We start from the raw sequence: 23,599 nt of genomic DNA, 5'->3' as shown, positions 1-23,599 counted from the left end.
GTCATGTGGTGGTCGGTCCTCCTGCTCGTCGTGTGTCTCCTGTTGGCTGCCGGGGTGTTCCTGGTGGCCAACGTCATGGATGCCGCGGACGGCAACCAGCGGGCCGATTCCTTTCCCGGCCGCTTCCGTGCCGGATGGCATCGTGTGTCCGGCGGTGGCTGGCCCAAGCAGAGCGGTCGGGTGAAGGGCGCGTCGGCGGTGGCCACGCACGCGGTGGGCGCTCCGTCGGTGTGGGTCGGCAAGCCCGGTCAGGGGCGGAGGCCGGACGAGGCCGCGCCCGTCGACATGGAGATGTCGGAGTTCTTCCAGGCGACGGTCGAGGACAAGCCGGGCTACATGGATGCGGAAGAGTTGCAGGGGCTGCTCGGCAAGGCGCGTGATCAGGCGACCAAGGCCGTGAACGTGCCGATCCAGACCGTCAAGCCCGTCCTGAGCGATCCACGGGCCCTCCAGACCTTCGTGCCCCGGCCGCTGCGCCCGGGGACGGACGGGCGCGAGGGAGACAAGTCCTCCTGAGCGGCCCGGCCTCCGACGACCGGGGGCGGCGTCTGGGAGAATCCTCGGTGTGAACGAAGTTCCCTGGATCGAGATCATTGCCGGGCTCGTCGTCGCTGCCTCCGGCGGCGGCCTGATCGGCTGGCTGCGCGCCCGGGCCAAGCGCTCGGGTGAGGCGCGCGGCGGCACCGACACCCTCGAGAAACCGGAGCGCGACGTCGCTGACGTCACCTCCGAGACCGAGGAGGCCGGCGGGCCGTCGTCGGGCACGGTGGTGATCCATGAGCCGGGTGCCGCGGAAGCGGAGGCCGAACCGGCGGCGGCCGAGCCGGCCGCCGAGAGCCCCGTCGTCGAGAAGCCGGCCCCCGTGGCGGGGCGCCTCGTGCGGCTGCGCGACCGTCTCGCCCGGTCCGGGTCGCCGCTCGGCGCCCGGCTGCTCGAGGTGCTGTCGCGCGACTCGCTCACGGAGGACGACTGGGACGAGCTCGAGGAGGAGCTGCTGCTCGCCGACATCGGCGCCGGCCCCACCACCGAGCTGCTGGACAGCCTGCGTACCCGCGTGCGGGTGCTCGGTGTCCGTGACCCCTCCGCCGTGCGTGAGCTGCTGCGCGAGGAGCTCGTCGCGCTCGTGGGCGCGGACATGGACCGTTCCCTGCACGTCGAACCGGCCGCGGGCGAGGACGGTGCGCGGCTGCCCGCCGTCGTGCTCGTCGTCGGGGTGAACGGGACCGGCAAGACCACCACCGTCGGGAAGCTCGCGCGCGTGCTCGTGGCGGAGGACAGGTCCGTGGTGCTGGGTGCCGCGGACACCTTCCGCGCGGCGGCGGCGGACCAGCTGACCACCTGGGGTGCGCGGGTCGGCGTCGAGACCGTGCGGTCGGACAAGGAGGGCGCGGACCCGGCGTCGGTGGCGTTCGACGCCGTCGCGCGCGGCCGTGACGACAAGGTCGACGTCGTGCTCGTCGACACGGCGGGGCGCCTGCAGAACAAGGCCGGCCTCATGGACGAGCTCGGCAAGATCGTGCGGGTGACCTCGAAGGTCGCCGCGCCCAGCGAGGTGCTGCTCGTGCTGGACGCGACCACCGGGCAGAACGGCCTCACCCAGGCGCGCGTGTTCGCCGAGGTCGCCGGTGTGACCGGCATCGTGCTGACCAAGCTGGACGGGACGGCGAAGGGCGGCATCGTGGTGCAGGTGCAGCGCGAGCTCGGCGTCCCGGTCAAGCTCGTCGGGCTGGGCGAGGGCCCGGACGACCTGGCCCCGTTCGACGCGGCGGACTTCGTGGACGGCATTCTCGGCTGACTGTCAAGAGGCGGTCATGGTTGCCCAGGGACGCGAATGTGTCCAAATCGTGAGAAGGTTCTGATTCGCGCGTGAAGTCACATAGCGATCGCGGTGGAATTACGATCGGATCACGATGCGGGGAGACATTTCGCCCACCACGGACACGAAATCAAGTATTTACACTCTTTCGGCCTGCGTCACACGTCCGTAACACCAGCGCCGGTCGCACGTAACGACACTTGGGGAGCGTGATCCGCGACCAGCCACTCCGGGCTGGCATAGGGAGGAACAAGCTTATGGAACCCGTTCTGGATTCCGGAGTCTCAGCGTGGATGCTGGTGTCAGCATCCCTGGTGCTCCTCATGACGCCCGGCCTGGCGTTGTTCTACGGCGGCATGGTGCGTGGCAAGTCCGTGCTCAACATGATGATGATGTCGTTCTCGGCGATCGCCGTGGTCGGAGTCATCTACGTGTTGTGGGGCTGGTCGATGTCGTACGGGCCCAGCATCGGCGGCATCTTCGGCAACCCGTTCGACCAGTTCGGGCTCGGCGGAAACTTCGACCCGGTCTCGTGGGTCGACGAGGAGGCGGGGACGTACTTTCCCACGATGGTCGACGTCGGCTTCCAGGCGACCTTCGCGATCATCACCGTGGCCCTGATCTCCGGCGCCATCGCGGACCGCGTCAAGTTCAGCACGTGGATCGTGTTCTCGGCCCTGTGGGCCACGCTCGCGTACTTCCCGATGTCCCACATGGTGTGGGGTGGCGGCCTGCTCTCGGACGAGGGTCCGTTCGTCTTCGGTGACGCCGCCCCGATCGACTTCGCCGGCGGAACCGTCGTGCACATCAACGCGGGTGTCGCGGCGCTCGTGCTCGCCCTCGTCATCGGCAAGCGCAGGGGCTTCGGCAAGGAGCCGATGCGGCCGCACAACCTGCCGTTCGTCATGCTGGGCGCCGCGCTCCTGTGGTTCGGCTGGTTCGGCTTCAACGCCGGTTCCGCGTACACGAGCGGTGACGCGGCCGGCCTGGCCTGGGTCAACACCACGACCGCGACCTGCGCCGCCATCCTCGGCTGGCTGCTCGTCGAGAAGATCCGCGACGGCGCGCCGACCTCGCTGGGTGCCGCCTCCGGCATCGTGGCCGGTCTGGTCGCGATCACGCCGGCCGCCGGTGACGTCAGCCCGGTGGGCTCGATCGCCGTCGGCGCCGTCGCAGGCGTGCTGAGCGCGTTCGCCGTCGGCCTGAAGTTCAAGCTCGGGTTCGACGACTCGCTCGACGTGGTGGGCATCCACCTCGTCGCCGGTCTCTGGGGCACGGTGTCCCTCGGCTTCTTCGCCGAGTCGACCGGCCTCTTCTACGGTGGCGGCGTGGCGCAGCTCGGCGTCCAGGCGGTCATCGCACTCGTCGCCATCGTCTTCTCGGTCATCGTGACGGTGATCATCGGCTACCTGCTCAAGGCCGTCATGGGTTGGCGCATCACCGAGCAGGAGGAGATCGACGGGATCGACTTCGCGGTCCACGGTGAGACCGCGTACGAAGGTGTCGGCTCGACCATCAGCGAGGTTCGCTGACCCGGTTGATCCGGGTGAGCGAATCTGAGGACCAGGGAGGTACGTGCATGAAGCTCGTTACTGCAGTCATCCAGCCCCACCGGCTCGACGACGTGAAGTCGGCACTCGAGGCGGCGGGCGTCCGCGGGATGACCGTCTCCGAGGCAAGCGGCTACGGCCGCCAGAAGGGGCACACCGAGGTCTACCGCGGTGCCGAGTACACCGTCGACCTGGTGCCGAAGGTGCGCATCGAGGTCCTGGTGTCCGACGAGGACGTCACCGCGGTGGCGGACGCCGTCGTCGGTGCCGCCCAGACCGGCAAGATCGGTGACGGCAAGGTGTGGGTCGTGCCCGTCGAGGACGTGGCGCGCGTCCGTACCGGCGAGCACGGCGACGCCGCGCTCTGACCGCCGACTCGCGCTGAACACGAACCAGCCGGAGGCCCCGCACCCCGCACACGGGATGCGGGGCCTCCGCGACGAACTGCTCACGATCGCCTCGGACGCGACGGGTCCGGGGGCATCCGGCCAGGCGCGCCGGGCGGTGCTCGCGCGGCACGTGACGGAGCGGCTCACCACGCTCTGGGACCACGCGACCGAGGAGGTCCCGGGGACGGGCATCGCCCTGGCCGCGGTCGGCAGCCTCGGCCGCGGCGACATGGGGCCGATGAGTGACCTGGACCTCGTGCTCGTGCACGACGGGCGCACGCATTCCGCCGAACAGCTCGGCCAGGTGGCCGAACGCCTCTGGTACCCCTTGTGGGACTCCGGCGTCGACCTCGACCACTCGGTCCGCTCCCTGGCGCAATGCCGCAAGGTGGCGTCCCAGGACCTGCCCGCGGCGGTCTCGTGGCTGGACGTGCATGCGATTTCCGGCGACGCCACCCTCGTCGACCGCGCGGCGACGGCCGTCCTGACCGACTGGCGGGACGCGGCGCGCCGGCGGCTCCCCGAGCTCCTCGGGACGGTGCGTGAGCGGGCGGAGCGTTCCGGCGAGCTCGCGTACCTCATCGAGCCGGACCTCAAGGAGGCCCGCGGCGGTATCCGGGACGCCGTCGTGCTGTCGGCACTCGCGGCGACGTGGCTCACGGACCGTCCGCACGGCACGGTCGACGACGCCTGGACACACCTGCTCGACGTGCGCGACGCGCTCCAGGTCACGGCGCGCCGCCGGACCACCCGTCTGCTGCTCGCGGACCTCGAGGAGGTCGCCGACCGCTGCGGGTACGACGACGGCGACGACCTCCTCGCGAGCCTCGCCGCGGCCGGCCGCGAGATCTCCTACGCCCTGGACTCCACCGTGCGCCGCGCCCGCAAGGCACTGGACCGCAGGCCCATCGGGAAACCCTTGATCATCCGCGGACGCCGGAAGCCGCCGCGCCTGCGCCCGGTCGGCGAGGGACTGGTGGAGCACGACGGAGAGCTCGTGCTGGGTGTCGGCGCGCATCCGGCGTCGGACCCGCTGCTCTCCCTGCGGGCGGCCGCGACGGCGGCCCGCACCGGCCTGCACCTCTCGCCGGTGACGATCTCCTCCCTGCGCGCCTGCCCGCCGCTTCCCGAGCCGTGGCCGCCCGCCGCGCGCGCCCACCTGCTGGCCCTGCTGGCCTCCGGCAGTGCCCAGGTGCCCGTCTGGGAGGCCCTCGACCTGGCCGGCGTCGTGAACGCGTGGATCCCCGAGTGGGCCGACGTGCGCAACCGCCCGCAGCGTGCCGCGATCCACCGGCACACCGTGGACCGCCACCTCGTCGAGACGGCGCGCCTGGCCGCCCGGCTCAAGCGCGGGGCGACGTTCGGCGACGACGAGAGCGGCGGCAGGACGGCACCCGGCAACGGGACCGCACCCGGCAACGGGGGTGACGTCCTTCTCCTGTCCGCGCTCCTGCACGACATCGGCAAGGTGCGCGGGGCCGCCGACCACTCCGTGGAGGGGGCGCGTCGCGTGCCCGCGATCCTGCGCCGCATGGGCTTCGAACGGACGGTGTCCGACGACGTCACCCGGCTGGTCCGGCACCATCTGGTGCTCTCGGAACTGGCCGTGAGCGGCGACCACGACGACCCGGCCACGCTGGCCACCCTGCTGGAGGCCGTCGACCGTCGCCCCGACCTGCTGGACGTGCTGCGGCTGCTCACGGAGGCGGACTCCACGTCGCTGGGGCCGAAGGGCTGGACCTCCTGGCGCGCCTCGCTCGTCGACGACCTGACCCGGAGGGCGCGCGCGGCCCTGCGAGCGTGAGCTGCGGGCGAGGCGGCGTGGCGCGGGTACCCTGGACCCCGTGTTCAACTCCCTGTCCGACCGGTTGACCCAGACGTTCAAGAACCTGCGTTCGCGCGGGCGCCTCTCCGAGGCGGACATCGACGCCACCGTGCGCGAGATCCGGCGCGCGCTGCTCGACGCGGACGTCGCCGTGCCCGTGGTGCGCGAGTTCACGCGCGCGGTGCGGGAGCGGTCCCTGTCGGCGGAGGTCTCGGGGGCGCTCAACCCGGCACAGCAGGTCGTCAAGATCGTCAACGACGAGCTGGTCGCGATCCTGGGCGGGCAGACCCGGCCGCTGCACCTGGCCAAGACGCCCCCCACGGTCATCATGCTCGCCGGTCTGCAGGGTGCCGGTAAGACGACGCTCGCGGGCAAGCTCGCCCTCGCGCTCAAGGAGCAGGGACACACGCCGTTGCTGGTCGCCGCCGACCTGCAGCGCCCGAACGCCGTCAACCAGCTCTCCGTGGTCGCCGAGCGCGCGGGCGTGCCGGTGTTCGCGCCGCACCCGGGCAACACGTCGGCTGCCGATGACCCGGCTGCCGACGCGCCGCTGATCGGGGACCCGGTCGGCGTCGCGCGCGACGGCGTCGCGGAGGCACGCGCCAAGCTGCACGACGTCGTGATCGTCGACACCGCCGGCCGCCTCGGCATCGACGAGGTCCTGATGCGGCAGGCCGCGGACATCCGCGAGGCGATCACGCCGGACGAGGTCCTGTTCGTCATCGACGCGATGATCGGTCAGGACGCGGTGAACACGGCGAAGTCCTTCGCGGACGGCGTCGACTTCACTGGCGTCGTGCTGTCCAAGCTGGACGGCGACGCGCGCGGTGGTGCGGCGCTGTCCGTCGCACAGGTGACCGGCCGGCCGATCATGTTCGCCTCGACGGGCGAGAAGCTGACGGACTTCGAGGTCTTCCACCCGGACCGGATGGCGTCCCGCATCCTCGACATGGGTGACGTCCTCACCCTCATCGAGCAGGCCGAGAAGGCGTTCGACACCGAGCAGGCCGAGAAGATGGCCCAGAAGGTGGCCTCCGGCGAGGACTTCACGCTCGCGGACTTCCTGGTGCAGATGCAGCAGCTGAAGAACATGGGGTCGATGAAGAAGATGCTCGGCATGCTGCCGGGCATGGGCCAGATGCGTGAGCAGCTCGACCAGTTCGACGAGCGTGAGGTGGATCGCATCGAGGCGATCGTCCGGTCGATGACGCCGGCCGAGCGCGACAACCCGAAGATCATCAACGGCTCCCGCCGGGCGCGGATCGCCCGTGGTTCCGGTACCTCGGCGAACGCCGTCAACCAGCTGCTCGACCGGTTCTCGCAGGCCCAGAAGATGATGAAGCAGATGGGGCGGGGCGGCGGCATGCCAGGCATGGGGCCGGGCGGGATGCCCGCGATGCCGGGCGGGCCGGGTATGGGCATGGGCAAGAAGTCGCGCGGCAAGTCGCAGCCCCCGAAGAAGAAGAAGGGCAAGTCCGGGAACCCCGCGAAGCGGGCGCAGCAGGAGCGCGAGGCGATGCAGCGCGCGCTCGGCGGCGGACGTCCGCAGTCGTCCGCGTCGGCCGGCGCGGCGTTCGGCAAGGCCGGTGACGACCAGGCCCCGCCGGACATGGAGGCGCTCGAGCAACAGCTCGGCAAGTTCCTGGGCAGGTGAGGGTTCCCGTGTCGGACGCCCCGACCCTGCACCTCCGCGGAAACGTTCTCCTGGGCGACGACCGTGAAGTGGGTGACCTCTGGGTGCGGGGCGGGCGCGTCAGCCTGACCAGGCCCTCGGCACAAGGCGCGGGGATGCGCGTGATCGAGGGCTGGGCGGTGCCGGGGCTCGTCGACGTCCACTGCCACATCGGCCTGGCCGCCGAGGGGCCCGTCCCGCAGGACGTCGCCCTGCGGCAGGCGGTCACCGACCGGGACTCGGGCGTGCTCGTGGTCCGGGACGCCGGTTCGCCGTCGGACACGCGGTGGGTCCAGGCGCGCCGTGACCTGCCCCGGCTCATCCGCTCCGGCACGCATCTCGCGCTCGCGAAGCGCTACCTGCGCCACTTCGGGCACGAGCTGGACGACCCGTCCGAGCTGCCCGCGGCGGTCCGCGAGCAGGCGCTGCGCGGCGACGGCTGGGTCAAGCTGGTCGGGGACTGGATCGACCGGTCGCTCCCGGAAGGCGGCGACCTGACCCCGCTCTGGCCCGATGACGTCCTGCGGCGCGCGGTGGCGGCGGCGCACGCCGAGGCCGCGCGCGTCACGGTGCACACGTTCGCCACCGAGACCGTCGACTCCCTGCTGGACGCCGGCGTGGACGGCATCGAGCACGGCACCGGCATGACCGCCGAGCAGATCACGCGCGCCGCGGCGGCGGGCGTGGCGGTGACGCCGACCCTGCTCCAGGTGGCGCAGTTCGAGGCGATCGCGGAGCAGGCCGAACCGAAGTTCCCCGTGTTCGCGAAGCGGATGCGGCACCTGCACGCCCGCCGCTACCAGCAGGTGCGCGACTTCTTCGACGCCGGCGTGCGCCTGCTCGTCGGGACGGACGCGGGGGGCACCATCGGGCACGGGCGCATCGCCGACGAGTGCGCGGAGCTCGTCGCCGCCGGCATCCCGGCCGCCGAGGTCGTGGCGCTCGCCTCGTGGCGGGCACGGTCCTACCTCGGGCTGGGGTCCGTCGTCGAAGGATCGAGCGCGGACCTCGTGGTGTACCCGGAGGACCCGCGCGAGAACATCGATGTGCTGCGGTACCCGACGGCGATCGTGCTGCGCGGCGAGCTGTACTGAGATTGGTGGGCCCCGGCGCGGTCTGGCACAATGGCCCGGTACTCGGTGCGCCAGGGCCCCTCTCACCCGCGCGCGCCTGGTCCCGACCTCACCCCCGGCCCACCCCCACGGACCGGCGGGACGGGTCACCCATTCTGAGAACACAGGAGAGACCACTTCGTGGCCACCAAGATTCGTCTGAAGCGCTTCGGCAAGATCCGGGCGCCCTACTACCGCGTCGTCATCATGGACTCGCGGACCAAGCGCGACGGTCGCGCCATCGAGGAGATCGGCAAGTACCACCCCACCGAGGAGCCGTCGCTCATCGAGATCGACTCCGAGCGTGCGCAGTACTGGCTCGGCGTCGGCGCGCAGCCGACCGAACAGGTCGCCGCGCTGCTCAAGATCACCGGTGACTGGCAGAAGTTCAAGGGTCTGCCGGGCACCGAGGGCACCCTGAGGACCAAGGGCGACAAGGCGGACGCCACCGCCGCGATCGACGCGGTCCACGCCGAGGCCGAGAAGGTCAAGGCCGACGCCGCCGCCAAGGCCGACGCCGCTCCGGCGGAGGGCGCCGAGACCCCGGCCGAGACCGAGGCCTGATGCTCGCGGACGCCCTCGAGCACCTGGTCCGCGGAATCGTCGACAACCCGGACGACGTCCGCGTGTCCGCGAAGACGCTGCGCCGGGGAGACCTGCTCGAGGTCCGCGTGCACCCCGACGACCTCGGCCGGGTCATCGGCCGGGGCGGCCGGACGGCCCGCGCGCTGCGTTCGGTCGTCGGCGCACTCGCGGCCGACGGCTCGGTCCGTGTCGACGTCGTGGACGTCGACCGGCGCTGACGAGGGAAAACCACGCGGGGCCCGGTCCGAGGACCGGGCCCCGCCTCTTTTGCCCCGTCACCGTGCCTGCGGCACGGTGGGGCGGCGGGCGCAGGGCCCGCACCACGAACCGAGGAGTCGCAGATGGAGCTCACCGTCGCCCGCATCGGGCGCGCTCACGGGCTGAAGGGCGAGGTCGCGCTCGACCTGCGCACCGACGATCCCGCCGAGCGGCTCGGCGTCGGTCAGGTGCTGCGGACCGTCCCACCGGAGGCCGGGCCGCTGACGGTGACGCGGGCTCGGGCGCACCAGGACCGCTGGGTGGTCATGTTCGCCGAGGCGGCCGACCGCACGGCAGCGGAAGGGCTGCGCGGCGTCGAGCTCGTGGTCGACGTCGACGCCTCCGACGAGGAGGACGCCTGGTACCCGCACGAGTTGCGGGGCCTGCGCGCGGAACTCGCCGACGGGACCGTGGTCGGTGAGGTCGCCGGACTCGAGCACCTGCCCGCTCACGATGTCCTGGTGGTGTCGGAGCCGCTGCCCACCGGCACGGTGCGCACGCTGGTGCCGTTCGTGACGGCGATCGTGCCGGTGGTCGACGTCGCCGGCGGCCGGGTGGTGCTCGACCCGCCGGGCGGGCTCCTCGCCCGCGACGCCGAGGCGGCGGCCGCGGCCGAGCCTGACGTGCCCGAGCCTGACGTGCCCGACTCCGACGCGGCCGAGTCGGACTCGGCCGGGTCCGACGCCGATGGACGTGCCTGACGTGCGGATCGACGTCGTCACCATCTTCCCCGAGTACCTCGCGGCTCTCGATCTGTCGCTCGTCGGCAAGGCGCGGCAGCGTGGCCTGCTCGACCTGCGCGTGCACGACCTGCGGGACTGGACGACGGACCGGCACCGCACCGTCGACGACACCCCGTTCGGCGGTGGCGCGGGCATGGTCATGCGGCCCGACGTGTGGGGCCGTGCCCTGGACGAGGTGCTCGGTGCGGGCGCCACCCTGATCCTGCCGACACCGTCCGGCGAGGTCTTCACGCAGCGTCACGCCGACGAACTGGCCACCGCCGAGCATCTCGTGTTCGCCTGCGGGCGGTACGAGGGGATCGACGCGCGGGTCGCCGAGCACTACCGGGCCACCGGGCTCGACGTGCGAGAGCTGTCGATCGGCGACTACGTGCTCAACGGCGGGGAGGTCGCCGCGCTGGTGATGATCGAGGCGGTCGGCCGCCTCGTGCCCGGCATGGTGGGCAACCCCGAGTCGCTTGTGGAGGAGTCGCACGGGGCCGCGGGCCTGCTCGAGTACCCCGTGTACACCAAGCCTCCCCGGTGGCAGGAGATCGACGTCCCCGACCTGCTGCTCTCGGGGCACCACGCCCGGATCGACCGGTGGCGGCGGGACGAGGCGCTGCGCCGCACGGCCGGGCGCCGGCCGGAGATGATCGCCGCCCTCGACGGCACGGCGCTGGACAAGCACGACGTGGCCCTGCTCGCGGAGCTCGGGTGGACGGTGTCCGACGACGGCCGTGTGGTCGCCGCGCCCCGGGACCCGGACGCCGGGACCGGGTGACTCCACACCGGGGCGCCACCAGCCCCGGCCGCTGTGGCAGAATGAGCCCTCGGCGCGTCGGCGATCAGGTCTCTGCCACAGGGGACGGCCGCCGGGTTCCACCCGGCACGATCGCCAGCACGACTCGCCACCTCACATCAGCCCAGTCGGCCGCGGGAACCCGCGGCCGCGAGATTCGCGCCTGACCTGTGGCAGGCCCGGAGAAGAACGATGCAGAAGCTCGACAGCGTCGACGCCGCCTCGCTGCGCGACGACATCCCGGAGTTCCGCGCCGGTGACACCGTGAAGGTCAACGTCAAGGTCATCGAGGGCAGCCGCTCCCGTGTCCAGGCGTTCCAGGGCGTCGTCATCCGCCGCCACGGCGGCGGCGTGGGCGAGACGTTCACCGTCCGCAAGATCAGCTTCGGCGTCGGCGTGGAGCGTACCTTCCCCCTGCACGCTCCGACGATCGACTCGATCGAGGTCGTGACCCGCGGTGACGTCCGCCGGGCGAAGCTGTACTACCTGCGCAGCCTGCGCGGCAAGAAGGCGAAGATCAAGGAGAAGCGCGAGACCCCGGCTTCCTGATCTCGTGCTGGCCGGGCAGGTGGTTGCGTCGCGCAATCACCTGCCCGGCCAGCGGCGTGTGGTGCGAATCTTCACAGGACCGTGCACTAAAGTCGTGATGGCTTGTGAGCCGTGATCCGACGAGACGACAAAGTGAGATCAGTGACGACCTACCCCGTGGCGCAGCACGCGAAGTCTCCGAGGAGATCCCCGAAGGAGCAGTCCGGCGGGCTCGCGGTCCTCAAGGAGATCGCGATCATCGTGATCAGCGCGCTGGTGCTGTCGTTCCTGATCAAGACGTTCCTGGTGCAGTCGTTCTACATCCCGAGCGCGTCGATGGAGGACACGCTCATCACCGGTGACCGGGTCATGGTCTCGCGTCTCACCCCGGGCCTCATCGAGCTGGAGCGCGGCGACATCGTCGTCTTCGTGGACCCGGGCGGCTGGCTCCAGCCGTACGTGCCGCCGGACCGGGGTCCCGTGGGCAACGCCATCACGGCGGGCCTGACCGTGGTCGGGCTCCTCCCGTCCGACACGGGGGAGCACCTGATCAAGCGCGCGATCGGCCTGCCCGGTGACCATGTGGAGTGCGACGCCGAGTGCGCCGATTCCGGTGGCCCGGTGCGGATCAACGGCGTGCCGATCGACGAGTCCCTGTACGTGAAGGCGGGCAACTCGCCCAGCGGCGGCAAGCCGTTCGACGTCACCGTGCCGGACGACATGCTCTTCGTGATGGGCGACCACCGGCAGAGCTCCTCGGACTCACGCTTCAACACCAGCAAGCCGGGTGGCGGGTTCGTCCCCGTGGACAACGTGGTGGGCACGGCGTTCTCGACGGTCTGGCCCCTCGACCGGATGGAGTGGCACTCCAACCCGGACAGCGTGTTCACCAAGGTCCCCGACGCGACGGGGCCGGCTCCGCAGACGTCCGCCTGACCGGAGGCGGGAAGCAGTGGCAGAGAAGAGCATCACACGGGCGAAGGCGCCGGGTGCGCGGATCACGCCGACGCTCCGCACCGAGCGGGCGCTGCTCGCGTCCGGACCGCAGCTCGTCGCCGGCATGGACGAGGTGGGACGAGGCGCCCTGGCCGGACCCGTGAGCGTGGGCGTCGTCGTGGTCGACGCGCGCACCCGCACCGCACCGCAGGGCATCGCCGACTCGAAGCTGCTCACCCCCGCCGCCCGCGAAGGGCTCGCGCCGAAGGTGCGCCGGTGGGCGCTCGCCGCGGCGGTGGGGCACGCCTCCGCGGCCGAGATCGACGCGCACGGCATCATTGCCGCGCTCCGGCTCGCCGGCCGGCGAGCGCTGACCGAGGTGCAGTCCGAGGTGGGTGCCGTGGACGTCGTCCTGCTCGACGGCAAACACGACTGGCTGAGCGATCCGGGACCCGACCTGTTCGCGTCCGGCGGCCTCGACGTCGTGCCGGAGGGCCTCGGGGCCGACGACGGTCCGGGTGCCCTCGGGGGAATGCCGGACGTGGTCACCATGATCAAGGCCGACATGCACTGCTCGTCCGTCGCCGGGGCGAGTGTGCTGGCGAAGGTCGAGCGGGATGGGATCCTCACCCGGCTCGCCGGCGACCATCCGCACTACGGGTGGGAGAACAACAAGGGCTACAGCGCCCCCGCGCACCTGGAGGCGCTGGCGAACCACGGGCCCAGCGTGTTGCACCGGCGGTCGTGGAACCTCCCGGGTGCGATGATGGCCGGGTGAGTGCCGAAGACCTCGAGAACTACGAGACGGACATGGAGCTCGCGCTCTACCGCGAGTACCGGGATGTGGTGAGCCTGTTCTCGTACGTGGTGGAGACCGAGCGGCGGTTCTATCTCGCCAACCAGGTGGACCTGCAGGTGCGTTCCGCGGCGGGCGAGGTGTACTTCGAGCTGCAGATGGCCGACGCGTGGGTGTGGGACGTGTACCGGTCGGCGCGGTTCGTGAAGTCCGTGCGGGTGGTGACCTTCAAGGACGTGAACGTCGAGGAGCTGGCGAAGGCCGAGCTGACGCTCTGAGCCAAGGACTGTCAGGGGCCGATCGGGCCTTCCTCCCGAGGCCGTGCGGGAACGACGGGAACGCGGTCCTGTGCGTACCGCCTCTTGTGCACAGGCACAGGTCTGTGCCCCGGCGCGACAGCGCCCCGTCACGCACGCTGGTACGCGGAGGTGGGGCTGATGCGCACCAAGGACGACGTGGGGCGGGCCGGCGAGCGGATCGCGCTGAGGTATGTCGAGGAACGCGGGTGGACCGTGCTCGCGACGAACTGGCGCTGCGGGCGCCTCGGCGAGCTCGACATCGTCGCGCTCGACGGCGACGTGCTCGTGGTCGTCGAGGTCAAGACCCGTTCGGGCACCGGATTCGGGCATCCCAGCGAGGCGGTGACGGAGCGGAAGCTGGCCCGGCTCCGCCTGCTGGCCGGGCGATGGACCCAGACGCACCGGCAAGCGGTCGGTCAGGCGAGCGAGCGGGCGGGCGCCGACCTGCCGCGGCGCTGGTCCGCGGTGCGGATCGACGTGATCGCCGTGACGTTGCCCGCCGGCACCGAGCCCGTGGTCGAGCACCTGGTGGCGGTGCTCTGATGGGCATGGCGACCACGACGGCGGTCTCGCTCGTCGGGCTGGAGGGGCACATGGTGCAGGTGCAGGCGCACCTGAGCGCCACCGTGCCGGGATTCACGGTGGTGGGTCTCCCCGCCGCCGCGCTCAACGAGTCGCGGGACCGGGTCCGCGCGGCCGTGACGTCGACCGGGCTGACCTGGCCGGTCCGGAAGATCACGGTGAACCTGTCCCCGGCCGGGCTGCGCAAACGGGGCAGCGGCTACGACCTGGCGATCGCCGGCGTAGCGCTGACCTGGAGCGTTGTCTGGGGTGGCTGATCCAGCTTGTCGAGCGTGTGGTTCCTGGGGACGGCTGTCCGTGGGCGTCGTAGTTGCGTCTTGGACGTCATAGCGGCCGCATCCACCAGCGTTGGCGCCATCGTTCGAAGTAGGTGTCTTGTTCCGCCAGGCTGCCGATCTTGTCCGGGGGCGCGGGCGCGAAGATGTCGATCAGGTCTCGGCGGAAGCGGGATTGGCGCCAGGTTCGCAGGCGGTATGCGAGCCGTCCTGCCGACATGGAGATGTTCATTCCTGAGGTGTGCACGTCGACGCGCGCTCCGTTGCAGCACAACCGCGCACCGGTGGGTTCGACCAGGGCGCGCAAGATGCGTAACGCGTTCCATTCGTCGGAGTACTCGACCTGCCAGCCGTCACCGTCCGGGCTGGTCAGCTGCAGGATGTAGAGGGAGTCGTTGTGGTGCTCCCGGATGAGAAGCTCCCATGCCGTCGTGATGCCGTCTCGCTGGACATCGACGACGAACCGCTCGGTGTCGTCGCCTGCGGTCAGTGGCTGTACAAGAGCGCGGGCCCGCGAGTGAGTCTGCGCGTCGAGGAGCTCGGTCGTCCGGGCGTCGTCTTCGACGACGTCGTATTCGTCGTCGGCGTTGACGAACGCCTGTGCCTCGGCGATGCCTTCGTGCCCGATCTCTGCGTGGGCCCACGAGGTCAGTTCCCGTGGGCTGAGTCTCCCGGCGAGCATGGCCCCCAACTGCCGTCGCATGCGTCGGCGGTCGATCGACTCGGCCGTCGGGAGCTGGAGGTCCAATTCCCGGACGACATCGTGGGCCGTCTGACGTAGCTCCGACCACGGGCCGTCGGGGTCCCTTCCGGCCAGCTCCGCGAGCGCCCGGGAGTCGTGCCCGGCGACGAGCGCGGCGACGGCGGCATCGATGAGCGCCTCGCGGGTGGCGGGCCGGATGTCGCTGTCGAAAACGGCGATCGCGTCAGCGAGCTCGACTCGGGCGTCGTCGGAGAACATAACGGGAAGATACCCGCAGATTGTGGGCCGACCGAACAGTAATTGGTTGTCTGGCCCCGCAAGCCGCGACAGCGGTCCCATCAGCGGTAACTTCGGGGAGGACCGCTCGTGACCGGGGTGGTCGCGGCACCCGTCAGTGCACTTGGCCGGTTGTTGCGCCATCCGGGCGGGCTGGCAGGTGGCGGTCTGCTCGAGCGTGAGTTCGCAGGCCAAGGAGTGCACGTCCCGGCGCCGGTCCCCGACCTTCACGTTTTTCCGCCTTCATTGAGCCAGTGTGTCTTCGGGTCGTACCCACTACTTTTTCGTGCCCTGGAGAGCCCGGCGCCAGCGGCCGGCCTCTTTCTCTGCCAGACCGGTGATCAGTAGACCGCCCAGTTTCGCGCGGACTTCCGGGATGCTCAGACCGGCGACGGTCGCGACGGACTCGATCGGTGCGGCCTGCCGGACGGGTAGCGCATCGAGCACACGCCGGGCGGTTGGGTCGAGATCGTCCCCGGGTCGCGGCTCCGTGACCTGTTCGGGTGCGGCGTCGGTGGTGAGGCTGCCGGCGAGTTCAGCAGCCTCGGCCGCGTCGGTCACACAGACCGCGGCGCCGGAGCGCAGGAGATCGTGGCATCCGGTGGAGGCCATCGATGTGACTGGCCCGGGGACGGCGCCGACGGGCCGTGCCAGGGCTGTTGCGTGGTTTGCGGTGGAGAGTGCTCCGGAGCGTCGTGCCGCCTCCACGACGACGGTCGCCCGGCCGAGCGCGGCGATGACACGGTTGCGGGCCAGGAACCTCTGCCGGAATGGCACTGACCCGGGCGGGACTTCGGAGACCACCGCACCGTCTGCAAAGGCCGCTTCCATGAACTTGGTGTTCGCGGCAGGGTAGAGCCGGTCGACACCGGATGCGAGGAGCACGATGGTGCTTCCGCGTACGGTGAGGGTCGCCCGGTGGGCGGCGGCGTCGATCCCGTACGCGCCGCCCGAGGCAATGGTGAACCTCCGCTCGGACAGCCCGGCGGCCAGGTCCCGGGTGACGGCTTCGCCGTACCCGGTCGAGGCGCGTGACCCGACCAGCGAGACAGAACGTCGGGCCAGTCCCGCGAGGTCCGCCTGGCCCCGCACCCACAACGCCATGGGTGCCGCAGGGCCGAGGTCTGCCAGCCCGGTCGGCCAGCCCGGGTCACCGGGCACGAGGAGCGTTCCGTCGAGCCGGTCCAATGCCTCCAGGTCACGGACTGGGTCAAGGCTCTGCAGTCGCTGTGCCCAGCGCCGCACCCCGGCCATCAGCACACCGGCCGGCGAGACCGGCCTGGAGTCGTGGCCGCCGGCGAGCGACCGGGCCATCTTCTGGCCGAGCTCCAGCCGGGAGAGCTCCCGAGCGGCGTCGCTGGGTGCCTGGAGGGCATCGGCGAGCCACTCCAGGGCGGGCCCAGCGCCCAGGGCGTCGACCAGGGCGCCCGCGACGACGTCGGCCGGTTCCGTCAGGCGGCTCCAGGCCGCCCGTGCGACGCGTTCGTCTGCGACATCGAACGCAAACCGGGGCAGGTTGAAGAGCGTGTCAGCCACGGGGACCACCTCGCAGTGCGATGGCTTCGCTGACCTCGTCGGTCCCGGGCGAGTCCTGGCCCCGCAGGTCGGCCATGGTCCAGGCGACCCGTAGCGCCCGGTCCACGCCGCGCAGGCTCAGCTTCCCGGTCGAGAGCGCGGCGTTGAGGATCTGATCGATCTTCCGGCCGATCTCGACATGTTCGCGCAGCCAAGTCCCGGAGACCTCGGCATTCGTCGTCCACCCCGTCCCTTGCAGCCGCTCGCGTGCCGCTTCCCGGGCGGCCAACACGCGTTTGGCGACCACCGTCGTCGCTTCTCCTGGCCCAGAGGCTCGTTCGACCGGGTCGACGGGCAGCACATCGACCTGCAGATCGACCCGGTCCAACAGCGGCCCCGACAAGCGGCCTAGGTAGCGCCGCCGCATCGTCGGCGTGCAGGTGCACGCCAGGCCCTTACCGATCGCCATCCCGCACGGGCAAGGATTGGCGGCCAGGACCATCTGGAACCGGGCCGGGTACCGCGCAGTCCCGCCCGCCCGGTGCACGGTGATCTCGCCCTGCTCCAGCGGTTGACGCAGCGTCTCCAGGACACGCGGCTGGAACTCGGCGGCCTCGTCGAGGAACAGCACCCCGCGATGAGCCCTTGTCGCGGCTCCAGGATGCGGCATCCCGCTACCGCCACCGACAACAGCGGCAACGGTCGCAGTGTGGTGCGGGTCTTCGTACGGCGGACGACGGATCAGACCGCCGGCCGGGTCGAAGGACCCGGCAACCGAGTGCACCGCGGTCACCTCGACCGCCTCAGTGTCCGTGAGATCCGGCAGGATCCCCGGCAGGCGCGAGGCCAGCGTGGTCTTCCCTGACCCGGGCGGGCCGACCAGAAAGAGGTGGTGTCCTCCGGATGCGGCGATCTCCAGCGCGTGCCTGGCGTCGGACTGCCCGACAACGTCCGCCAGATCTCCCGGCTCCCGCACGAACCCGCCCGACGGCGTGCGCCGCACCGGTTCCACGGCCTGCACGAGCGAGGCATCGCCGCCGTGCAGCGCGACGACCTCGGCCAGACTCGTCGCGCCGACCACCCGGGCGCCGGGCACCAACCGCGCTTCGTCGAGGTCTGCGGATGCGACGACCACCTGCTCGTACCCGGCCTCGACCGCCGCAGCCACGGCGGGCAGCACGCCGCGGACCGGATGGACCCGCCCGTCCAGCCCCAGCTCGCCCAGATGCACCACCCGCTCCAACCCTCCCGCAGGCACCTCACCGGCTCCGGCGAGCACTGCCACGGCGATCGCCAGGTCGTACCCGCTGCCCTGCTTACGCAGCGCGGCGGGGGAGAGGTTCACGGTGATCTTGCGCACCGGCCACGCCAGACCCGACGACGTGACCGCCGCCCGCACCCGGTCCCGGGACTCGGCCAGCGCGGCATCGGGCAGGCCCACGAGCGTGAAGCCCGGAACCGAGGCGGCCAGGTGCGCCTGCACCTCCACGACATGGCCGCGCAGCCCGATCATGGACACCGCGAGTGTTGTCGCGACAACCACTCAGACCACCACCCCGACGTTGCCGGCGAGTAGCACGCGCGCCTCCCACGACATCGCAGCGGCGACGTCGCCGTCGCTCGCGACGGTGCTCAGCACACTCTCGCGCCCGTGATGCAGACCAGCCGCCTGCGCTGCCCAACCCGACCGGCGTATGTGCGCGCACACGGCCCTCCGCTTGTCTTCCCGTACGGCGTCCTTCGCTCGCATCGACCTCACCTCCGCACCCAGCCTGAGGTGCAACCGACTGTCGGGCACGGGACGAACCGGACCCTGTCGAAGAACGGGAGAACCCACAGGGCCGCGTCGCCGTCCAGCCCGCAAGATCGCTCGGTGAAGGTCCATCGTCGTCGACTACCAGTTCCCTCGATCTGAGGAGGACGGTCTCGACCCGCTCGCGAAGGCGGTGCTCGACGCGCTCCCGGTGCGCCGGGCCGTCGCCGTGGAGTCGATCGCCCGCGTCGCCGGGCTCGGAGTCGACGAGGCACGCGCCAAGCTGGGCCGGCTCCTGCTCACCGGGCTCGCCGACAAGGAGGGGGCGAGGTGGCGTCGCGCAGCCCGGTGACACGCCGTCGGACGTGCGCCGGGAAATGCCGGAGCGGCAGCAAACTGGAATACGTGGACCTTACGGACCTGTCCGGCTTGCCGCGGCTCCCCGACGACCTCGATCAGGCGGTGAGCCGGTTCGCCACGCATCTCGACACCCAGCGCGGCCACTCCGCCCACACTCGCCGTGCCTACCTGGCCGACGTGACCGACCTGCTGCGGTACGCCACACGGCACGGCCGCGGATCGCTCGCCGCACTCGACCTGGCGACGCTGCGCGGGTGGCTCGCCGCACAGTCCGACCGCGGCCTCGCCCGGTCCACCCTCGCGAGGCGGGGCGCGTCCGCCCGGGCCTTCCTGCGCTGGGCCGCGAGCAGCGGCCTCGTCGACGACGACGTCTCCGCGCGACTCGCGAGCCCCAAGGTGCCGCGGACCCTGCCGACGGTGCTCGGCGTCGACGACGCGGCCCGGCTGCTCGACGCCGCCCGGGAGTGCGCGCACGACAGCGAGGGAGCAGCCCGGCCCGCCGCGCTGCGAGCCTGGGTCGCCGCCGAACTGCTGTACGGGGCCGGGATCCGGGTGGGGGAACTCGTCTCGGTCGACATCGGCCAGGTGGACGAGCGTGAACGCCTCGTCCGCGTGCTCGGCAAGGGCGGCAAGGAACGCGTCGTGCCCTTCGGCGTCCCCGCCGCCCGCGCCGTGCGCGAGTGGCTCACCGAGGGGCGTCCCGAACTCGTGACCGCTACCACCGATGACGCGTTCCTGGTGGGGGAGCGCGGTGGGCGATGGGGGCAACGGCAGGTCCGCGAGTCGGTCCACCGGCTCGCGGCGCTCGCGGGCGTCCAGGACGTCGCGCCCCACGCGCTGCGCCACTCGGCGGCGACCCACCTCCTGCAGGGCGGGTCGGACCTGCGGTCCGTCCAGGAGGTCCTCGGGCATGCGAGCCTGGCGACGACGCAGCGCTACACCCACGTGGACGCCGACCGGCTACGCGCCGTCTACGCGCAGGCCTTCCCCCGGGCCTGAGGCCCGGACCAGCCGGCCGGTCTCCGCGCGCGGTCAGCCGTCGGGTAGCAGCACCACGGCCGGACGCGCCGGACGCAGCAGCGAGAGCGGGTCGACATAGCGTTCGCCGTGCCGGACACCCCAGTGGACGCAGGATCCGGGAGCGCAATGGCCCGGCGACCCCTTCTCGACCGTGCCGACCCGGTCCCCGGCGGTCACCACGGTGCCGACGGGCACGGCGCCGGCCACGGGTTCGAGGCTGGAGCGCAGCCCGTCCGCATGGGCCACGACGACCACGCCACGGCCCGCGATCGTGCCGGCGAACGTCACCGTGCCCGGGCCAGGCGAGCGGACCTCCGATCCGGCGGCCGCGGCGAGGTCCACGCCGCGGTGGCCGGCACCCCACGCGCTGTCCGGTGCGTCGAACCCGCGCGCCACCCCTTCCGGTCGATGCGCACCGCCCACGGGCGGCGCGTACACCTCCGGCGCCGGATCACCAAGCCCCGTGACGCCGGGGGAGGCCGACGGGCCGGACGGTACGCCCCGGGACGCCGACCGCTCGTGACCGGCCGGAGCACCGGCCGCTCCGTACGCGGGGTTCGCCGGCAGCACGACGAGGGTGAGGGTCAGGAACACGGCGGCGACAAGATTCATGGCACGAGCCTGACGCGCCGAACGTCGTCGTGCGGGCGGCGCCGGGCCGTCGTGTGCACGGCCTCGGCGATCCACAACCGCACGTCCGCGTCCGACAGGGTCAGGTCCGGCGAGCGGGCACCGGAGCCCGCCGCACGCGCGGACGCCCCGTGAACCGCGGCCCGGCCCGCTCTCACGACCTACGACGCCGTCGCCCATGGCACCATGACGCCGTGAGCACCACTCCCGCCGGCTCCCGAATCCCCTCCCAGCTCGTGCTGATGCTCGTGCTGACCTTCACCACGGGGATCATCGACGCGGTCGGCTACCTGGGCCTCGACCGCGTCTTCATCGCGAACATGACCGGCAACGTCGTCATCCTCGGCATGGCGCTCGCGGGCGGGGACGACCTCCCGGTCGCCGGGCCGCTCCTCGCGCTCGGGGCGTTCTTCGCCGGTGCGTTGCTCGGCGGACGGCTCACCAACGCCGCCCCGCGGGACTGGGCCCGGGCGTCGACCGTCGCCTTCGCGGTCACCGGAACGGTCGCGACCGTGCTCGGCGTGGCGGCGATGATCGAGCCTCCGGTCGAGGGGACGCCCTGGGGCTTCACCGTGACCGGCGTGCTCGCCGTCGCGATGGGCCTGCAGGCCGCCGCGGCCCGGCGGATCGCGGTCAAGGACGTCACCACCGTCGTGGTCACCTCGACGCTCACCGGCCTGGCGGCGGACTCGCGCCTCGCGCAGGGCAGCGGCGAGAACTGGGCGCGGCGTCTCCTCGCGGTGGCGCTCATCCTCGCCGGGGCGGCGGTCGGCGCCGTCCTGCTGAAGCTCGCCGGAAGCGCCGGAGTGGGCCTCGGGATGCTGGTCGCAGGGGTCGGCAGCCTCGCGGTGACCGTCGTCGGCCACGTCCGGCACGGCTGATCCGCGTCGGCGGGACGCGGCCCGCGCGCGACCGCGGGGCGCGGTCCACGCGCGCTCGCGAGGATCACACGAGGGGCCACGCCCGGAGCCGTCGCCGTCCGGTAGACTTCGAGCCGCGATCGGTGTGCTGAGGAAGCTCATCCACCGATCGACATCGCGCGTCACGTGTGCCCGTCACGGCAGCGGTCCGCCCAGGCTCCCGGCCGAGGCGGCGCCGGTCGGGGTGGCGCCAGGGGCGGTCGTCGGACGACGGCCGTCACGGAACCGGAAACGCGGCGGGAGCGAGAGCTACCGCCGCCTGATCGTGTGCACCGGTACGGGCGGAGCCCTGCGGTGCACCGGAAGGACGTGTCATGGCCGTCGTGTCCATGCGTCAGCTCCTCGAGAGCGGTGTCCACTTCGGGCACCAGACCCGCCGTTGGAACCCGAAGATGAAGCGCTTCATCTTCACGGAGCGCAACGGCATCTACATCGTCGACCTCCAGCAGTCGCTGTCGTACATCGACGGTGCCTACGAGTTCGTCAAGGAGACCGTCGCCCACGGCGGCACCATCCTGTTCGTCGGCACCAAGAAGCAGGCACAGGAGGCGGTCGCCGAGCAGGCCGCGCGCGTCGGCATGCCGTACGTGAACCACCGCTGGCTGGGCGGCATGCTCACCAACTTCTCCACCGTGCACAAGCGCCTGCAGCGCCTCAAGGAGCTCGAGGAGATCGACTTCGACGACGTGGCCGGCTCCGGCCTCACGAAGAAGGAGCTCCTCGTGCTGCGCCGCGAGAAGGACAAGCTCACGCGCACGCTCGGCGGCATCCGCGACATGGCCAAGGTGCCCTCCGCCGTGTGGATCGTCGACACGAACAAGGAGCACCTCGCGGTGGACGAGGCCCGCAAGCTGGGTATCCCCATCGTGGCGATCCTCGACACCAACTGCGACCCCGACATGGTCGACTACGCCATCCCGGGCAACGACGACGCGATCCGCTCCGTCAGCCTGCTGACGCGCGTGATCGCCGACGCGGCCGCCGAGGGTCTCATGAAGCGTCACTCCGGCAAGACCGGTGCCGAGGAGGAGGTCTCCGCCGAGGCCGAGCCGCTGGCCGAGTGGGAGCGCGAGCTCCTGTCGGGCGAGGGCAAGGACGCCGCCGCGGGCGAGGCCACCCCGGCTGCCGAGGCCACTCCGGCTGCTGAGGCCGCTCCGGCTGCCGAGGCCACCCCGGCCCCGGAGGCTCCGGCCGCGGAGGCCGAGGCTCCCGCCGAGGCGCCGGCCGAGGCTCCGGCCGCCGAGGCCGAGGCGCCCGCCGACGGCGAGGCCGCGGCTGAGGCCGAGGCCCCCGCCGCCGAGCCCACCGAGAAGTGACAGCCGACCTACCTGCACGGAGGACGAACGACAATGGCGAACTACACCGCCGCTGACATCAAGGCTCTGCGCGAGAAGACCGGCGCGGGCATGCTCGACGTCAAGAAGGCTCTCGACGAGGCCGACGGCAACGCCGAGAAGGCTGTCGAGATCATCCGGAAGAAGGGTCTCGCCCGCGCCGCCAAGCGCGAGGGCAACGCCACGTCCGAGGGACTCGTCGCGGTCAAGGTCTCCGACACCGCCGACGGCCAGGCCGCCACGATGGTCGAGCTGAACGCCGAGACGGACTTCGTCGTGAAGAACGAGAAGTTCATCGCGCTGGCCGACGCCGTTCTGGAGGCCGCGGCCGCCGCGGGCGCTACCGACGAGGTCGCGGCTGCCGCGGCACCCGCCGGGGACGGCACGGTCGCCGACCTGATCGCCGCCGAGGGCGCGACCCTGGGCGAGAAGGTCGTGCTGCGCCGCGTCGCTCGCGTCGAGGGCCCGAGGATCACGACCTACCTGCACAAGACGGCGAAGGACCTGCCGCCGAGCGTGGGCGTCGTCGTGGTGACCGACGAGGCGGGTGCCACCGTCGCCAAGGACGTGGCCCAGCACGTGGCTGCCCTGGCGCCGAAGTACCTGACCCGCGAGGACGTCCCGGCGGACGTCATCGAGAAGGAGCGCGAGATCGCTCGCGAGCGCTCGATCGCCGAGGGCAAGCCGGAGGCTGCGCTCCCGAAGATCGTCGAGGGCCGGCTGAACGGCTTCTTCAAGGAGGTCGCACTGCTCGACCAGCCGCTGGCGAAGGACCAGAAGACGACCGTCGGCAAGTACGTCGCCGGTGCGAACGGCACGCTCCAGGCGTTCGTCCGCTTCCGCGTCGGTTCCTGACGCGACACAGGTGGCCCGGCCCGCGTACGCGGGCCGGGCCACCTGTGTATCAACCCACGGCCGCGTGCGATGCGGCCCGAGAATGC

26 protein-coding genes and 1 pseudogene are annotated in these 23,599 nt (G+C 71.8%); 22 read left to right on the top strand and 5 right to left on the bottom strand.

Features of this window, described 5'->3' with window-relative positions:
• Window positions 1-3: 3 nt before the first annotated feature.
• The 17 genes and pseudogenes from EDD34_RS13990 to EDD34_RS13910 all read left to right on the top strand — a co-directional run.
• Window positions 4-516, top strand: coding sequence for a hypothetical protein (locus tag EDD34_RS13990; protein WP_123815122.1), 513 nt, complete (start codon window positions 4-6; stop codon window positions 514-516).
• Window positions 517-565: 49 nt separating this feature from the next.
• Window positions 566-1,795, top strand: a complete 1,230-nt coding sequence (gene ftsY, locus EDD34_RS13985; RefSeq protein ID WP_123815121.1) for a signal recognition particle-docking protein FtsY — start codon at window positions 566-568, stop codon at window positions 1,793-1,795.
• Between the two features lie 314 nt (window positions 1,796-2,109).
• Window positions 2,110-3,348 (top strand): ammonium transporter, encoded by a 1,239-nt coding sequence (locus EDD34_RS13980; protein ID WP_246012428.1) that lies wholly within the window; start codon window positions 2,110-2,112, stop codon window positions 3,346-3,348.
• A gap of 47 nt (window positions 3,349-3,395) precedes the next feature.
• Complete coding sequence (locus tag EDD34_RS13975; protein WP_123815119.1) at window positions 3,396-3,734, top strand: P-II family nitrogen regulator; 339 nt, start codon at window positions 3,396-3,398, stop codon at window positions 3,732-3,734.
• A 55-nt stretch (window positions 3,735-3,789) separates the two neighbouring features.
• Entirely contained in the window at window positions 3,790-5,559 is a 1,770-nt protein-coding gene (locus EDD34_RS13970; protein ID WP_123815118.1) for a [protein-PII] uridylyltransferase family protein, read from the top strand.
• Window positions 5,560-5,599: 40 nt separating this feature from the next.
• Window positions 5,600-7,234 (top strand): signal recognition particle protein, encoded by a 1,635-nt coding sequence (gene ffh, locus EDD34_RS13965; protein ID WP_123815117.1) that lies wholly within the window; start codon window positions 5,600-5,602, stop codon window positions 7,232-7,234.
• A gap of 8 nt (window positions 7,235-7,242) precedes the next feature.
• A complete protein-coding gene (locus tag EDD34_RS13960; RefSeq protein WP_123815116.1) occupies window positions 7,243-8,346 on the top strand; it encodes an amidohydrolase family protein in 1,104 nt (367 codons plus the stop codon).
• 159 nt (window positions 8,347-8,505) lie between these two features.
• Window positions 8,506-8,928 carry a 30S ribosomal protein S16 gene (rpsP, locus tag EDD34_RS13955; protein WP_123815115.1) on the top strand — a complete coding sequence of 141 codons (423 nt, stop codon included), beginning with the start codon at window positions 8,506-8,508 and terminating at the stop codon, window positions 8,926-8,928.
• Window positions 8,928-9,167, top strand: a complete 240-nt coding sequence (locus EDD34_RS13950; protein ID WP_123815114.1) for an RNA-binding protein — start codon at window positions 8,928-8,930, stop codon at window positions 9,165-9,167. Before rpsP ends, EDD34_RS13950 begins: the two co-directional genes overlap by 1 nt.
• 123 nt (window positions 9,168-9,290) lie before the next feature.
• The gene (gene rimM / locus EDD34_RS13945) at window positions 9,291-9,908 is read left to right on the top strand and encodes a ribosome maturation factor RimM (RefSeq protein ID WP_123815113.1); all 618 of its coding nucleotides are present in this window, start codon (window positions 9,291-9,293) and stop codon (window positions 9,906-9,908) included.
• Between the two features lies 1 nt (window position 9,909).
• A complete protein-coding gene (gene trmD, locus EDD34_RS13940; RefSeq protein ID WP_123816540.1) occupies window positions 9,910-10,713 on the top strand; it encodes a tRNA (guanosine(37)-N1)-methyltransferase TrmD in 804 nt (267 codons plus the stop codon).
• Between the two features lie 210 nt (window positions 10,714-10,923).
• Window positions 10,924-11,280, top strand: a complete 357-nt coding sequence (rplS, locus tag EDD34_RS13935; protein WP_123815112.1) for a 50S ribosomal protein L19 — start codon at window positions 10,924-10,926, stop codon at window positions 11,278-11,280.
• Between the two features lie 141 nt (window positions 11,281-11,421).
• The gene (lepB, locus tag EDD34_RS13930) at window positions 11,422-12,195 is read left to right on the top strand and encodes a signal peptidase I (protein WP_246012426.1); all 774 of its coding nucleotides are present in this window, start codon (window positions 11,422-11,424) and stop codon (window positions 12,193-12,195) included.
• A 16-nt stretch (window positions 12,196-12,211) separates the two neighbouring features.
• Entirely contained in the window at window positions 12,212-12,973 is a 762-nt protein-coding gene (locus EDD34_RS13925) for a ribonuclease HII (RefSeq protein ID WP_246012424.1), read from the top strand.
• Window positions 12,970-13,269, top strand: coding sequence for a DUF2469 domain-containing protein (locus EDD34_RS13920; RefSeq protein ID WP_123815110.1), 300 nt, complete (start codon window positions 12,970-12,972; stop codon window positions 13,267-13,269). The genes EDD34_RS13925 and EDD34_RS13920 overlap by 4 nt, the downstream gene beginning before the upstream one ends.
• Before the next feature lie 159 nt (window positions 13,270-13,428).
• On the top strand, window positions 13,429-13,833 hold the full coding sequence (locus tag EDD34_RS13915; RefSeq protein WP_123815109.1) for a YraN family protein: 405 nt from the start codon (window positions 13,429-13,431) through the stop codon (window positions 13,831-13,833).
• Window positions 13,833-14,102: pseudogene (locus tag EDD34_RS13910) on the top strand (magnesium chelatase domain-containing protein); the annotation flags it as partial. The gene EDD34_RS13915 and the pseudogene EDD34_RS13910, both read left to right, overlap by 1 nt.
• A 94-nt stretch (window positions 14,103-14,196) precedes the next feature.
• Here EDD34_RS13910 and EDD34_RS13905 read toward each other — a convergent pair.
• Genes EDD34_RS13905 through EDD34_RS13890 form a run of 4 tightly spaced genes read right to left on the bottom strand, consistent with a single transcriptional unit; the run spans window position 14,197 to window position 18,391 of the window.
• A complete protein-coding gene (locus EDD34_RS13905) occupies window positions 14,197-15,357 on the bottom strand; it encodes a hypothetical protein (RefSeq protein WP_123815108.1) in 1,161 nt (386 codons plus the stop codon).
• Between the two features lie 45 nt (window positions 15,358-15,402).
• Window positions 15,403-16,662 (bottom strand): DNA-processing protein DprA, encoded by a 1,260-nt coding sequence (gene dprA / locus EDD34_RS13900; protein WP_123815107.1) that lies wholly within the window; start codon window positions 16,660-16,662, stop codon window positions 15,403-15,405.
• A complete protein-coding gene (locus EDD34_RS13895; protein ID WP_123815106.1) occupies window positions 16,655-18,184 on the bottom strand; it encodes a YifB family Mg chelatase-like AAA ATPase in 1,530 nt (509 codons plus the stop codon). The genes dprA and EDD34_RS13895 overlap by 8 nt, the downstream gene beginning before the upstream one ends.
• A complete protein-coding gene (locus EDD34_RS13890; protein WP_123815105.1) occupies window positions 18,185-18,391 on the bottom strand; it encodes a hypothetical protein in 207 nt (68 codons plus the stop codon). It lies immediately after the preceding gene.
• Between the two features lie 196 nt (window positions 18,392-18,587).
• Here EDD34_RS13890 and EDD34_RS20705 point away from each other — a divergent pair, with 196 nt between their 5' ends.
• Both EDD34_RS20705 and EDD34_RS13885 read left to right on the top strand, forming a co-directional pair.
• Window positions 18,588-18,746 carry a hypothetical protein gene (locus EDD34_RS20705; protein ID WP_170177082.1) on the top strand — a complete coding sequence of 53 codons (159 nt, stop codon included), beginning with the start codon at window positions 18,588-18,590 and terminating at the stop codon, window positions 18,744-18,746.
• A gap of 53 nt (window positions 18,747-18,799) precedes the next feature.
• Window positions 18,800-19,753 (top strand): tyrosine recombinase XerC, encoded by a 954-nt coding sequence (locus EDD34_RS13885; RefSeq protein WP_246012420.1) that lies wholly within the window; start codon window positions 18,800-18,802, stop codon window positions 19,751-19,753.
• A gap of 33 nt (window positions 19,754-19,786) precedes the next feature.
• Here EDD34_RS13885 and EDD34_RS13880 read toward each other — a convergent pair whose 3' ends face one another.
• Window positions 19,787-20,386, bottom strand: a complete 600-nt coding sequence (locus EDD34_RS13880; protein ID WP_123815104.1) for a murein hydrolase activator EnvC family protein — start codon at window positions 20,384-20,386, stop codon at window positions 19,787-19,789.
• Window positions 20,387-20,598: 212 nt separating this feature from the next.
• On the opposite strand from EDD34_RS13880, the gene EDD34_RS13875 reads away from it, so the two are divergent.
• The 3 genes from EDD34_RS13875 to tsf all read left to right on the top strand — a co-directional run bounded on the left by EDD34_RS13875 (window position 20,599) and on the right by tsf (window position 23,513).
• Window positions 20,599-21,285 carry a YoaK family protein gene (locus tag EDD34_RS13875; protein WP_246012418.1) on the top strand — a complete coding sequence of 229 codons (687 nt, stop codon included), beginning with the start codon at window positions 20,599-20,601 and terminating at the stop codon, window positions 21,283-21,285.
• Between the two features lie 353 nt (window positions 21,286-21,638).
• Window positions 21,639-22,640 (top strand): 30S ribosomal protein S2, encoded by a 1,002-nt coding sequence (gene rpsB / locus EDD34_RS13870; protein ID WP_123815103.1) that lies wholly within the window; start codon window positions 21,639-21,641, stop codon window positions 22,638-22,640.
• A gap of 33 nt (window positions 22,641-22,673) precedes the next feature.
• Entirely contained in the window at window positions 22,674-23,513 is an 840-nt protein-coding gene (gene tsf, locus EDD34_RS13865) for a translation elongation factor Ts (RefSeq protein ID WP_123815102.1), read from the top strand.
• Window positions 23,514-23,599 lie beyond the last annotated feature (86 nt).

The organism is Myceligenerans xiligouense (genome assembly GCF_003814695.1).
In the GTDB taxonomy this organism is placed as follows: Bacteria; Actinomycetota; Actinomycetes; order Actinomycetales; family Cellulomonadaceae; genus Myceligenerans; species Myceligenerans xiligouense.
This window is presented reverse-complemented; position numbering and strand designations above follow the sequence as displayed.

Bases quoted from the DNA above. Each gene is read 5' to 3' on its own strand.
- EDD34_RS13990 (WP_123815122.1), top strand. From the start codon at position 4: ATGTGGTGGTCGGTCCTCCTGCTCGTCGTGTGTCTCCTGTTGGCTGCC.
- EDD34_RS13980 (WP_246012428.1), top strand. From the start codon at position 2,110: ATGCTGGTGTCAGCATCCCTGGTGCTCCTCATGACGCCCGGCCTGGCG.
- EDD34_RS13975 (WP_123815119.1), top strand. From the start codon at position 3,396: ATGAAGCTCGTTACTGCAGTCATCCAGCCCCACCGGCTCGACGACGTG.
- EDD34_RS13970 (WP_123815118.1), top strand. From the start codon at position 3,790: ATGCGGGGCCTCCGCGACGAACTGCTCACGATCGCCTCGGACGCGACG.
- EDD34_RS13950 (WP_123815114.1), top strand. From the start codon at position 8,928: ATGCTCGCGGACGCCCTCGAGCACCTGGTCCGCGGAATCGTCGACAAC.
- rimM (WP_123815113.1), top strand. From the start codon at position 9,291: ATGGAGCTCACCGTCGCCCGCATCGGGCGCGCTCACGGGCTGAAGGGC.
- rplS (WP_123815112.1), top strand. From the start codon at position 10,924: ATGCAGAAGCTCGACAGCGTCGACGCCGCCTCGCTGCGCGACGACATC.
- EDD34_RS13915 (WP_123815109.1), top strand. From the start codon at position 13,429: ATGCGCACCAAGGACGACGTGGGGCGGGCCGGCGAGCGGATCGCGCTG.
- EDD34_RS13890 (WP_123815105.1), bottom strand. From the start codon at position 18,391: ATGCGAGCGAAGGACGCCGTACGGGAAGACAAGCGGAGGGCCGTGTGC.
- EDD34_RS13880 (WP_123815104.1), bottom strand. From the start codon at position 20,386: ATGAATCTTGTCGCCGCCGTGTTCCTGACCCTCACCCTCGTCGTGCTG.
- rpsB (WP_123815103.1), top strand. From the start codon at position 21,639: ATGGCCGTCGTGTCCATGCGTCAGCTCCTCGAGAGCGGTGTCCACTTC.
- tsf (WP_123815102.1), top strand. From the start codon at position 22,674: ATGGCGAACTACACCGCCGCTGACATCAAGGCTCTGCGCGAGAAGACC.